This window comes from Streptomyces sp. NPDC127117 (assembly GCF_042677325.1).
Classification (GTDB): domain Bacteria; phylum Actinomycetota; class Actinomycetes; order Streptomycetales; family Streptomycetaceae; genus Streptomyces.
Window position 1 is genome coordinate 289,038 of record NZ_JBHXTM010000003.1, and the last position, 11,674, is coordinate 300,711.

9 protein-coding genes are annotated in these 11,674 nt (G+C 71.3%); 5 read left to right on the forward strand and 4 right to left on the reverse strand.

The genetic code is table 11. The annotated features are described in order from the left end of the window. The first annotated feature begins 194 nt into the window (after positions 1 to 194). Positions 195 to 629, forward strand: a complete 435-nt coding sequence (locus tag ACFVH0_RS04835; RefSeq protein WP_385818026.1) for a VOC family protein — start codon at positions 195 to 197, stop codon at positions 627 to 629. A 110-nt stretch (positions 630 to 739) separates the two neighbouring features. On the opposite strand, the gene ACFVH0_RS04840 is transcribed toward ACFVH0_RS04835, so the two are convergent. The 3 genes from ACFVH0_RS04840 to ACFVH0_RS04850 are packed head-to-tail and all read right to left on the reverse strand — an operon-like array spanning position 740 to position 4,409. Next, positions 740 to 2,068, reverse strand: a complete 1,329-nt coding sequence (locus ACFVH0_RS04840) for a M20/M25/M40 family metallo-hydrolase (RefSeq protein ID WP_385818027.1) — start codon at positions 2,066 to 2,068, stop codon at positions 740 to 742. Continuing rightward, positions 2,065 to 3,456: a cytosine permease gene (locus tag ACFVH0_RS04845; protein WP_385818028.1), complete on the reverse strand. Its 1,392-nt coding sequence runs from the start codon at positions 3,454 to 3,456 to the stop codon at positions 2,065 to 2,067. The genes ACFVH0_RS04840 and ACFVH0_RS04845 overlap by 4 nt, the downstream gene beginning before the upstream one ends. Continuing rightward, a complete protein-coding gene (locus ACFVH0_RS04850; RefSeq protein ID WP_385818029.1) occupies positions 3,456 to 4,409 on the reverse strand; it encodes a DUF1177 domain-containing protein in 954 nt (317 codons plus the stop codon). Before ACFVH0_RS04850 ends, ACFVH0_RS04845 begins: the two co-directional genes overlap by 1 nt. 151 nt (positions 4,410 to 4,560) lie before the next feature. Here ACFVH0_RS04850 and ACFVH0_RS04855 point away from each other — a divergent pair, with 151 nt between their 5' ends. Together ACFVH0_RS04855 and pepE are read left to right on the forward strand one after the other, a co-directional pair. Continuing rightward, entirely contained in the window at positions 4,561 to 5,388 is an 828-nt protein-coding gene (locus ACFVH0_RS04855; protein ID WP_385818030.1) for an IclR family transcriptional regulator, read from the forward strand. A gap of 29 nt (positions 5,389 to 5,417) precedes the next feature. Beyond that, the gene (gene pepE / locus ACFVH0_RS04860; protein WP_385818031.1) at positions 5,418 to 6,146 is read left to right on the forward strand and encodes a dipeptidase PepE; all 729 of its coding nucleotides are present in this window, start codon (positions 5,418 to 5,420) and stop codon (positions 6,144 to 6,146) included. Here the strand turns inward: pepE and ACFVH0_RS04865 are convergent. Beyond that, entirely contained in the window at positions 6,109 to 7,902 is a 1,794-nt protein-coding gene (locus ACFVH0_RS04865; RefSeq protein ID WP_385818032.1) for an MFS transporter, read from the reverse strand. The two genes, pepE and ACFVH0_RS04865, sit on opposite strands and share 38 nt — an antisense overlap. A gap of 260 nt (positions 7,903 to 8,162) precedes the next feature. On the opposite strand from ACFVH0_RS04865, the gene ACFVH0_RS04870 reads away from it, so the two are divergent. Further along, entirely contained in the window at positions 8,163 to 10,343 is a 2,181-nt protein-coding gene (locus tag ACFVH0_RS04870) for an acyl-CoA dehydrogenase (RefSeq protein WP_385818033.1), read from the forward strand. Positions 10,344 to 10,390: 47 nt separating this feature from the next. Beyond that, positions 10,391 to 11,587: a lipid-transfer protein gene (locus ACFVH0_RS04875; RefSeq protein WP_385818071.1), complete on the forward strand. Its 1,197-nt coding sequence runs from the start codon at positions 10,391 to 10,393 to the stop codon at positions 11,585 to 11,587. The last annotated feature ends 87 nt before the right edge of the window (positions 11,588 to 11,674 follow it).

The following is an 11,674-nucleotide window of genomic DNA, read 5'->3' on the forward strand; positions in this document are numbered from 1 at the left end:
GGCAGCTTGTCACCGGCGGGGCCGTCTTCTGATCCCCTGCGGGTTCTCGCAGTCGACGTACCGGCAGAACGTGACCGGGCTTCCGGCGAGGCGTTCACCGACCTGTCCGCACCTGCTCCTGGACCGCAGGAGTCCTTGCGCATCGTTCGTGCGGCCATGACCCGACTGTCACAGGCGCGCAGTACGGTCCTGGCATGGCAGCCGGAATCGACCTGACGCTTGATTGTGCGGACGCGCGGACCCTCGCCGCTTTCTGGAAGACGGCCCTCGGCTACGTCGACGAGCCACCGCCGGCCCCCTTCAAAACGCGTGCGGAGTGGTTCGCGTCCTTCGACCTGCCGGAGGACGACTCCGTGGACGACGGAGCGTGGCTCTGCGATCCCGACGGCGTCGGCCCCCGCTTGTGCATCCTCAAGGTCCCCGAGCCCAAGACGGCGAAGAACCGGCTCCACATCGATGTCCGAGTGCCGGGGCACGGCGGTCCCGACGAGCGGTGGGCCCGGATCGACGCGGAGTCCGAACGCCTGGTGCGGGCGGGCGGGACCGTCCTGGAGAAGTTCGACGGGCACCACGTGGTGATGGCGGACCCGGAGGGCAACGAATTCTGTGTCGGCGCGGCCGCTGCGTGACGGGTCGGCGGCGCCGGGCCCGGCCGCAAGGCCGTACGCCCCCGCCGGGCACGGTGTGTGCTCGGCGGGGGCGTACGAGGGGTGAGCCCGGGTCGGGGCGGATCGTGGGGTCAGCAGGTCTGCCAGAGGCGGGTCATGACGCGGACGCCGAAGCGCAGGCCCTCCAGCGGGACGCGCTCGTCCACGCCGTGGAAGAGACGGCCGTAGTCCAGGTCGTGCGGGAGCTTGAGGCCCTTGAAACCGAAGCAGCGGATGCCGAGGTGGGTGAAGGCCTTGGCGTCGGTGCCGCCCGGGTTGCAGTACGGGACGGGGTGGCCGTCCGGGTCCTCGGCGCGTACGGCCTCGCACATGGCGTCGACCAGCGGGCCGTCGAACGTGGTCTCCAGCGCGATGTCGTGGTTGACCCACTCGCGGGTCACCGAGGGGAGCAGGAGCTTGTCGATGGTGTCGATCAGCTCCTGTTCGTGGCCGGGGAGGAAACGACCGTCCACCCGGGCGGTCGCCTTTCCGGGGATGACGTTGGTCTGGTAGCCGGCGTCGAACATGGTGGGGTTCGCGGAGTTGCGGAGCACCACCTGCATGAAGTCGGAGACCGGGCCCAGCTTCGCGAGGCTGCCCTCGATGTCGTCCTCGTCGAACTCGACGCCGTAGAGGCGGGCCGCCTCCTCCAGCAGTGCGCGGACCGGCTCGATCAGCCGGATCGGGAAGGTCTCGCGGCCGATCCGGGTGAGTGACTCGGCGAGGTCGGTGACCGCGTTCTCGTCGTTGGGGGACGAGCCGTGGCCGGCCCGGCCGGTCGCGGTGAGCTCCATCCAGGCCATGCCGCGCTGGGCGTTCTCGATCGGGTAGAGGCGGCGGGTGTCGTCGATGGCGAAGGAGAAACCGCCGCCCTCCCCGATCGCCTCGGTGACCCCGGCGAACAGCTCCGGGCGGTGTTCGACCAGCCAGTGGGCGCCGAACTTGCCGCCCGCCTCCTCGTCGGCGAGGAAGGCCAGGACCAGATCGCGCGACGGCCTGGTGCCGGTGCGGGCGAAGTGGCGGGCGGTGGCCAGCATGACGGCCACCGTGTCCTTCATGTCGATCGCGCCACGCCCCCACAGGTAGCCGTCGCGGATCTCGCCGGAGAACGGCGGGACCTGCCACTCGGAGGCGTCGGCCGGGACCACGTCCAGATGGCCGTGGACCAGGAGGGCGCCGCGCCCGGAGTCGGTTCCGGCGATCCGGGCGATGACACTCGCCCGGCCCGGGGCGGACTCGACCAGCTCGGACTCGATGCCCACCTCGGCCAGCCGGCCCACCACCCAGTCGGCGCTCGCGCGCTCGTTGCTGGTGGGGTTGGAGGTGTCGAACCTGATCAGCTCGGCGCAGAGTTCGACGACCTCGTCCTGGGCCTCGGCCGAGGCCGGGACGAGAGGGGAGGTGGGGTCGGGGGTGGTCATGCTGCTCCCACAGGGGTTGTCGCGGGGGCGGCGGGGGCGGCGGTGTCGTCCTCGTCGTCCAGGGTGGAGGTGCCGTACGGCTTCACCCAGCCCAGCAGGCCGAGGACGCTGTACAGGATGAAGGCGGTGGCCAGCGAGTTCAGGGCCGGGATGCCACCGTCGTAGAACTTGCCGACGCAGAACGCCGCGATCCAGATGACGATGGACATCGGAACCCAGGTGGGCGAGGTTTTCGGCAGGGTCTCGGACTCGCGGGTCTCGTCCAGCGGCTTGCGCATCTTCTTCACGACCCAGTACTCGGCCACGATGATGCCGCCGATCGGCGGGATCGCGACGCCGAGGATGGAGAGGAACTCGGTGAAGTGGGTCATGATCCCGACCGCGGACAGGACCGTGCCCGCGATGCCGAGGACGATCGTGACCGCGCCGCGGTGGATCCGCTTGCCGAAGACGACCTGGAAGAAGTTGACGACGCCGAGCGAGGAGCCGTACAGGTTCCAGTCGTTGATCTTCGCGGTGGACATCAGGACCACGATGACGCCGAAGGCGCCGGAGGTGGAGAGCACGATGTGCGAGACCTCGTTGCTCTTGACCAGGTGGCCCAGGAGCACACCGGTCAGGCCGACGATGTACTCGGAGAGGATCATCGACGAGGCGCTCTGCAGGAAGACGTGCGAGCCCTTCCGGTTGTACCGGGTCATCTCCGGGGACACGATCGCGCCGGTCATGTAGCCGCCCGCGATGGCGGTGGCGGCGACGGCCAGCGGGATGGTCTGGCCGGGCGGCGGCGAGTGGATCAGCTCGCTGAGCGAGTGGTCCTTCAGCGTCGAGACGATCGACCAGGCGACCATCGCGAAGAACAGCGGGGTCACGATCTTGGCGAAGACGGCCATGTACTTGAAGCCGAAGATCACCAGCGCGGTGATGGCGATGCCCGCCAGCACGCACCACATCCAGGACGGGCCGCCGACCAGCGCCGAGACGCTGTTGCCGAAGATCGTGTTCTGGACGCCGAACCAGCCGACCAGGCTGACCGCGATCACGAAGCTGACCAGCGCCGAACCGTTGCGGCCGAAACCGACCCAGCGGGTCAGCATCGGCGTCGCCAGGCCCTCGCGCATGCCGGCCAGGCCGATCGCGAAGATCACGATCTCCAGGATCACCGCGCCGAGCGTGAAGGCGAGGAAGGCGTCCCCGAAGGTCATGCCGACGCCGATGGTGGCGCCGAGGGTGAACTGCGAGATCGAGCCGGACTGGGCGAGCCACTGGAGCAGCATCGACCAGAAGCCGAACCGCTTGTCGCGCGGCACACGGGAGAGCGCGTAGTCGTCGCTGCCGATGCTCTTGGCCTCGGGGGCCGCGGCCTCGGCCTGCGGGGTGGCTGCCATCAGGACTCCTGGGGTGTGCGGCCGAGGGTCTGGAGGTGAGCCAGCGACCCGTAACGGCTGACGAGGTTGTCGAACTCCACCGCGTCGTGGAAGTCCAGTTGTCCGCTGCCGTAGGCCTTGGCGACCTCCACGGCGTAGCGGGCGGCGGACGCGATGTCCGCCTCATGGCTCGCGCCCGTACCGCAGCCCGGCACCGCGGCGGCCGAGGTGATGGCCAGACCGACGACCGGGGCGGCCGTCGCGGTGGCGGGCTGAAGGATCGAATTGATGTGGTGTGCCCCATTACCGTACGGGGTGATGTCCTGCGTGGTCACGGGGTACGTGACCAACGGCTCACCGGTCACCACGGCCAGCAGCTCGCCGAGCTGCTCGCTGACCCGGAGCACCCAGCCCTCCTTGACGGTGGGCGAGAGGGCGAGGCCCTTGTGGTTGATGATCCGGTTGCCCTTGGTGGTGTCGATGGAGAGCACGGCCTCCATCTCGTCGGCCACCTCGTGGCGGTTCATGGTGGCGATGTCCACGGGCGAGCCCATGAACGGCACCGGGTCGTGCGGCTCGGTCGGCGCGTTCGGGCAGATGTGGGTGGCGACGATGACATCGCCGGGCAGCACGTCGCCGCGGCGGCGCATGTCGAGCAGTTTGGCGGCGGTGGCGATCGCCGAGACCGCGCCGTCGGCGTCGGAGACCAGACCGGTCACCTCGGGCCGGGCGCCGATGCCGCCGAGCCGGCCCACCACGCCCAGCGTGCGGGCGTCGCCCCCGGACGTACGCCCTCGGGCGCCCGGGATGCGGACCATCACGAAGTCGGTCGAGCCCTGCTCTCCGATGACGGTGGTGACCTTCGCGGACGAGCCCTCGGTCCCGCTCACGGAGTCGAGGTACTCGACGACCGCCTTGCCATTGACCTGGGGATCGTCCAGCAGATCGACGATGTCCAGCACGTACTTCAACATGGGGGGCCTTTCTCGCTCATCCGGGCACCCCGGCCGGCGCTCGACGGGGGGAAGCGCGGGGCGGGGTGCTGAGGCCACATTCGGGATCGGATAGCGTTGAACGCAACTGTTTCCCGTTATTTGCAATTCAGGTCTGAATGGTGAGATGACGATGGCGGACTTCGATCTGGACCGGCGCACCCCCGCCGGAGCCCTGCAAACCGTCGACCGGGCGCTCCTGGTGCTGCTCGCCTTCGAGCGGACCCGGCCCGACTGGGGCGTCACCGAGGTCGCCGAGGAGTTCGGCTGGGACACCTCGGTGGCCCAGCGGCTGCTCGCCACCCTCGCCGGGCGCGGCTTCCTGGTCTCCGACCCGGTCACCCGCCGCTACCGCATCGGCCCCGCCGTGCTGCGCCTGGGCCGGCTCTGGGAGCGCTCCGGGTCGCTGGAGCTGCTGGCCGGACCGGTCCTGGAGGAACTGCGCCGGGTCACCGGCGACACCGTCCTGTTCTGCCTGCCGGACAGCTTCCACATGCGGTGCGTCGCCGCGGAGGAGGGGGAGGCCGGGCCGCTGCGCTACTACCCGCTGGTCGGCGAGCTCTACCCGGCGCACGCCGGGGCGACCAGCAAGTCGTACTACGCGTATCTGCCCGACGAACAGCGCCACCGGCTCTTCCGGGGCCGCCCGATGGCCCGCTTCACGGAGCGGACGGTCACCGACCCGGACCGGCTGGAGGAGGAGTTCCTCAAGATCCGGGCCCAGGGATACGCCTGGACGGTCGGCGAGTACGACACCGGCATCGCGACCGTCGCCGTACCGGTCTTCCTGGGGCGCGAGCCGTACGGCAGCCTCAGCCTGGGCGGTGCGAAGGAGCTCTTCGGGGGAGCGCCGGACGACCGGCTCGACGCACTGCGCCACGCGGCCGAGCTGCTGGAGCGGCGGCTCACCCACCCTCCGCAGCGCCCGAAGCCCCGCACCCGTCGCCCCCGTACTGCCTGATGATCCGGAAGAGAACCAAGAGGAACCCCATGAATCTGCTGCTGCTCTCCAACTCCACCCAGCACGGCCGCGGTTATCTGGAACACGCCATCGACACCGTCACCGCGTTCCTGCCCTCCGGCGCCCGGCTGGCCTTCGTGCCCTACGCGCTCGCCGACTACACCGCCTACACCGCACGCGTCCGCGAGGCCCTCGAACCCCACGGCATCACCGTCCGCGGGGTCCACGAGAACGCCGACCCGGTCGCCGAACTCGCCGCGTCCGACGCCGTGTTCATCGGCGGTGGCAACTCCTTCCGGCTGCTCAGCGCCCTGTACCGGACCGGTCTGCGGGACGCCGTGACCGAGGCGGTGCGGGACGGGCTGCCGTACATGGGGGCCAGCGCCGGTACGAACATGGCGGCGCCCACCCTGCGCACCACCAACGACATGCCCATCGTGCAGCCGCCGTCCTTCGAGACGCTCGGCCTCGTCCCGTTCCAGATCAACCCGCACTACCTGGACCCGGACCCGGCCAGCACCCACAAGGGCGAGACCCGCGAGGAGCGGCTCACCGAATTCCTGGAGGAGAACGACGTGCCGGTGCTCGGCCTGCGCGAGGGATCGTGGCTGCGGGTCGAGGGGCGCCAGGCCCGGGTGCAGGGGGCCCGCCCCGCCCGGCTGTTCACCCGCGGCGCGCAGCCGCAGGAACTCCCGGCGGGGTCGGACGTCTCTCATCTGCTCACGACGACACCGCGGTTCGACGCTCCGGTGCGCTGACACCCAGCACCAGATCCGTGTCGACCGGCAGGCCGTCGCCCGGGTACGCGGCCGGGCGGGCGCTCGGCGCGTACCCGGCGGCCGACCCCGCCAGCACGAAGTTGCCGCCGTGCGGGGCGGTCAGCGCGTAGTGGCCGTCCCCGTCCGCCACGGTGAGACCGGCCTGCCGGCCCCGGTGGTCGATCAGCGTGACATTGGCACGGGCCACCGGGGCGCCGTCCGCGTCCAGCACCCGGCCGCGGAAGCAGCCCGAGCCGGCGATTGGGCGGGAGGCGGTGGGCGCAGGGGCGTCGTCCCCGGCGCTGCTCGCCAGCAGCGACGGACGCATCGCCTCGCGCTGCGACGGCAGGAACGAGGCCAGCACCAGCCCGATCACCACCGCACCCGTCGCGATCAGGAACGAGATGCGGAACCCCTCCATCGAGGGCAGCGCGGCCCCGCCGGCATGCACCGAGGTGTTCGCCAGCACCATGCCGATCACGGCGCTCGACACCGACGTACCGATCGACCGCATCAGGGTGTTCAGACCGTTGGCCGCACCCGTCTCGGACGCGTCGACGGCCCCGATGATCAGCGCGGGCAGCGAGGAGTACGCGAGCCCGATGCCGGCCCCGAGCACCATCGAGATCACCACGGTCTGCCAGGCGGCGCTCATCAGCCCCTGCCCCGCCCCGTAACCGATCGCGATGACCAGCATGCCGAGCATCAGCGAGACCTTGGGGCCCCGGCGGGCGGACAGCCGGGCGTACAGCGGGGCGACGAGCATCATCGTCACACCGAGCGGCGCCACGCACAGACCCGCGACCACCATCGACTGCCCGAGGCCGTACCCCGTCGACACCGGCAGCTGGAGCAGCTGCGGCAGGACCAGCGAGACGGCGTAGAAGGCGACCCCGACCATGATCGAGGCGAGGTTGGTGAGCAGCACCTCGCGCCGGGCCGTGGTCCGCAGATCGACCAGCGGGGCCGGGCTGCGCAGCTCGAACAGGCCCCACAGGACGAGGATCACCAGCGCGGCGCCGATCAGTCCGAGGGTGCTGCCCGAGGTCCAGCCCCAGTCGCTGCCCTTGGTGATGGGCAGCAGCAGGCAGACGAGTCCGAGCGACAGTCCCAGCGCGCCGACGAGGTCGAACCGGCCGGGGGCGCGCAGCGTGGGCTCCGGCACGGCCACGACGGTGAGCGCCATCGACAGCACGCCGAGGCCGGCCGCGCCGAGGAACAGGGTGTGCCAGTCGAAGTGCTGGGCGACCAGTGCGGCGGCGGGCAGCGCCAGGCCGCCGCCGACCCCGATCGAGGAGCTCATCAGCGCCATCGCCGAGCCGAGCCGCTCGCGCGGCAGCTCATCGCGCATGATGCCGATGCCCAGCGGGATGGCGCCCATGGCGAAGCCCTGGAGCGCGCGGCCCACGATCATGACCACGAGATCGTCGGTGGAGGCGCATATCAGTGAGCCGATCACCATCACGGCGAGGCTGGCGAGCAGCATCTTCCGCTTGCCGTAGAGGTCGCCGAGCCGCCCCATGATCGGGGTGGAGACGGCACCCGCGAGCAGCGTCGCGGTCATCACCCAGGTGGCGTTCGACGGGTCGGTGTGCAGCAGGGCGGGCAGGTCCTTGATGACGGGGACGAGCAGGGTCTGCATCACCGCGACGGTGATACCCGCGAAGGCGAGCACGGGGACGACCCCGCCGCCCGCCTTGCGCGGCCGCGGATCGGGGAGTTCCCCGGCGTGCTGTTCGTTCGTCGTCTGTGGCATACGTGCGGCCTCCGGGCGGCGTGATCGAGGGTCGGAAGAGGCATACGGGCGGTGCGGGCGGGCAGCGCCCGACCGCCGAGTGTGTGCAGCGTGGAACCTTCCAGGTGCCCGCGGTATTCCGGTGAACGCGCTGCGAACGGGGCACGACGGCGCACTCGGCCCGGAGCGCACGGAGATCCGGCCGCCATCTGACCTTCCGTCAGAATGGAACGTGTTCTACCCTTGCGCCGTTCCAGTGGCTGCGACCGGCGAGGATCCGCATGGGCATCGGAATCACCGAAGAACACAGGGAGTTGGCGCAGGCCGTACGCGGCTGGCTGGCGCGCGCCGTCCCGTCGAAGGAGATCCGCGCACTCCTGGACGCGGATGCCTCAAGTGCCCCCGGCGTGCGCCCCGGGTACTGGGACGGGCTCGCGGAACAGGGCCTGCTCGCCATCCACCTGCCCGAGGAGCACGGGGGCGGGGGCGGCCGGCTCCTCGATCTGGCCGTGGTCCTCGAAGAGGCCGGCCGGGCCCCGCTCCCGGGCCCGTACCTGCCGAGCGTCCTGGCCTCCGCCGTACTGCACACGGCGGGGCCGGACGGCCTGGTGCGCGACCTCGTGGCCGGTACGCGGATCGGCGCGGTGGCCCTCGGCCCCGGCACGCTCACCGCCGTCGAGCACGAGGACGGCCATCTGCTCGACGGCACGGCACCGCCCGTCCTCTCCGGCGCCGAGGCCGACCTGCTGCTCCTGGCCGCCGAATCGGCCGCCGGCACGCTCTGGTTCGCCGTCGACGCCGCCACCGCCGGGCTCAGTGCCCGCCCGCACCGCGGCGCCGACCCGACCCGGCCCACCGCCGAGGTCCGCGCCGAGGGCGTACTCGTCCCCGCCGACCGCCTCGTACGCACCGACACCACCCGCGTCCGCGACCTCGCCGCCGTCCTCCTCGCCGCGGAAGCCTGTGGAACGGCAGCCAGGGCGCTGCACACCGCCGCCGAACACGCCAAGGTCCGCGAACAGTTCGGCCGGCCCATCGGGCAGTTCCAGGGCGTCAAGCACCTCTGCGCCGACATGCTGGTGCGGGTCGAGCGGGCCCGCGCGCTGGTGTGGGACGCGGCCCGCGCCGCCGACGAGGAGACGGACCCGGACGCACGGTCCATGGTCGCCGCCCTCGCCGCCTCGGACGCACTCGACGCCGCGTACGGCTGCGCCAAGGACTGCATCCAGATCCTCGGCGGGATCGGCTTCACCTGGGAGCACGACGCCCATCTGTATCTGCGCCGGGCCCTGGTGGCCCGGCAGTTGCTGGGGGCCGGGGACGGCCACCGGCTGCGGGCCGTCCGGCTGGCCGAGGGCGGGGCCCGCCGCGGACTCGCCCTCGAACTCCCCGACGGGGCCGACGCCCACCGGGCCGGCGCGCGCGAGGCCGTCGCCGCCGCCCGCGGCCTCGGTCCGAAGGAGGCCCGCCGCACCCTCGCACCGACCGGCTACGCCGCCCCGTACCTCCCCGCCCCCTACGGCCTGGGCGCCGGCCCCGTACAACAGCTCGTCATCCAGCAGGAATTGAAGGAACAAGGGGTGAAGCTGAGCGACCTGGGAATCGCCACCTGGGTGGTGCCCTCGCTCCTCGCCCACGGCACGCCGCAGCAGCAGGAGCGCTATCTGCTGCCCACCCTGCGCGGCGAACTCCTGTGGTGCCAGCTGTTCTCCGAGCCCGGCGCGGGATCCGACCTCGCCTCGCTCCGCACGAAGGCGGAACGGACCGAGGAGGGCTGGCGGATCAACGGACAGAAGGTGTGGACGAGCGCCGCCCAGTGGGCCGACCACGGGATCCTGCTCGCCCGGACCGACCCGGACGCCCCCAAGCACCGTGGGATCGGCTACTTCCTCGTCGACATGAAGAACACCCCGGGCATCGACATCCGGCCGCTGAAGGAGATCACCGGCGACGCCCTCTTCAACGAGGTGTACTTCGACGACGTCCTGCTGCCGGCCGACGCCGTCGTCGGCGAGCCCGACGGCGGTTGGAAGGTCGCCCGCAACACCCTGGGCAACGAACGCGTCCACATGGCCGACCAGATGACCTTCGACACCGGCCTCGAGGCGCTGATCGCCCGCTCCGGCGAACTCGACGGCGCCTGCCGGGCCCGTATCGGAGCACTCGCCGCCGAGGCCCACGCACTGGGCTGCATCGGGCTGCGCACCACGATGCAGCAGGTCTCCGGACTCGAACCCGGCGCGGGCGCCTCCGTCCGCAAGCTCGTCCAGACCACCCACCAGCAGAAGGTCGCCGAACTCGCCCTCGAACTGCTCGGCCCGGCGGGCGCGGCCGGCGAAGGGCCGGGGGAGCGGGCCCTGCACGGCTTCCTGATGTCCCGCTGCCTGACCATCGCGGGCGGCACCACCCAGGTTCAGCTCAATGTCGTCGCCGAGCGCATCCTCGGCCTCCCGCGCGATTGAAGGGACCTCCCATGAAGCCCGTACAGCACGCGAAGCCCATGAAGCTCATGAAGGCGTACGTCGTCGGCGTCGGAATGACGAAGTTCGAGAAGCCCGAGACCCGTGACTGGCAGTTCTGGGACATGGCGAAGGAGGCGGGCACGGCGGCGCTGGCCGACGCCGGGATCGCGTACGAACAGATCCAGCAGGCCGCCGTCGGCTACTGCTTCCAGCCATCCACCGCAGGCCAGCGCGCCGTCTACGAACTCGGCCTGACCGGAGTGCCCGTCTACAACGTCAACAACAACTGCGCCACCGGCTCCACCGCTCTGATGATGGCCCGGCAGTTCGTCGAGGGCGGCGGCAGCGACTGCGTACTCGCGCTCGGCTTCGAGAAGATGACGCGCGGCGCCCTCGGCGGCGGGGGAGCGGACGGCGGTGCCGCGGACTTCAAGACGTCACCCGTCGCCCGGCACTACGGGATCATGGCCGCCGCCCACGGCTTCGAGATGAGCCCGCCCACCGCCCAGATCTTCGGCAACGCGGCCCGCGAGCACATGGAGCGGTACGGGACGACCGAGGCGCAGCTCGCCGCCGTCGGCGCCAAGAACCACCGGCACTCGGTGAACAATCCGTACGCCCAGTTCCAGGACCCGTACACGGTCGAGGAGATACTCGCCGCGAAGACCATCCATCGCCCGCTGACCAAGCTCCAGTGCTCACCCACCTCCGACGGCGCGGCCGCCGCCGTCGTGGTGTCGGAACGCTTCGTCGAGAGCCACGGACTGGGCGACCGGGCGGTCGAGATCGTCGCCCAGGCCATGACCACCGACACCGGCGACTCCTTCGCCTCGGGGACCTGCATCGACGCCGTGGGCCGGCCGATGTCGCAGGCCGCCGCCCGCCAGGTCTACGAGGCGTCGGGGCTCTCGGCCGCCGACCTGGACGTCATCGAACTGCACGACTGCTTCTCCATCAACGAACTCCTCACCTATGAGGCGCTCGGGCTGTGCGGCGAGGGCGAGTCCGGGAAGCTCGTCGAGTCCGGGGCCACCACGTACGGCGGCCGCTGGGTGGTCAACCCGTCCGGCGGGCTGATCTCCAAGGGCCACCCGCTCGGCGCCACCGGCATCGCCCAGGCCGCCGAACTCACCTGGCAGCTCAGGGGCGAGGCGGGAAACCGGCAGGTGCCGGACGCCCGGATCGGCCTGGCCCACAACATCGGGCTCGGTGGGGCGGCGGTGGTGACGCTGCTGCGCCGCTGAGGCCCGGCGGAGCGCGGGTCCTACGCCGCTGGACCGGGGCCGCCACCGCCCGGAAACCGATGTACGGGGCTCGGGGTGGCTGCGAAC

What these genes read in the sequence shown, in the direction of transcription:
- ACFVH0_RS04835 (WP_385818026.1), top strand. Translation starts at nt 195, where the DNA reads ATGGCAGCCGGAATCGACCTGACGCTTGATTGTGCGGACGCGCGGACC.
- ACFVH0_RS04840 (WP_385818027.1), bottom strand. Translation starts at nt 2,068, where the DNA reads ATGACCACCCCCGACCCCACCTCCCCTCTCGTCCCGGCCTCGGCCGAG.
- ACFVH0_RS04845 (WP_385818028.1), bottom strand. Translation starts at nt 3,456, where the DNA reads ATGGCAGCCACCCCGCAGGCCGAGGCCGCGGCCCCCGAGGCCAAGAGC.
- ACFVH0_RS04850 (WP_385818029.1), bottom strand. Translation starts at nt 4,409, where the DNA reads ATGTTGAAGTACGTGCTGGACATCGTCGATCTGCTGGACGATCCCCAG.
- ACFVH0_RS04855 (WP_385818030.1), top strand. Translation starts at nt 4,561, where the DNA reads ATGGCGGACTTCGATCTGGACCGGCGCACCCCCGCCGGAGCCCTGCAA.
- pepE (WP_385818031.1), top strand. Translation starts at nt 5,418, where the DNA reads ATGAATCTGCTGCTGCTCTCCAACTCCACCCAGCACGGCCGCGGTTAT.
- ACFVH0_RS04865 (WP_385818032.1), bottom strand. Translation starts at nt 7,902, where the DNA reads ATGCCACAGACGACGAACGAACAGCACGCCGGGGAACTCCCCGATCCG.
- ACFVH0_RS04870 (WP_385818033.1), top strand. Translation starts at nt 8,163, where the DNA reads ATGGGCATCGGAATCACCGAAGAACACAGGGAGTTGGCGCAGGCCGTA.
- ACFVH0_RS04875 (WP_385818071.1), top strand. Translation starts at nt 10,391, where the DNA reads ATGAAGGCGTACGTCGTCGGCGTCGGAATGACGAAGTTCGAGAAGCCC.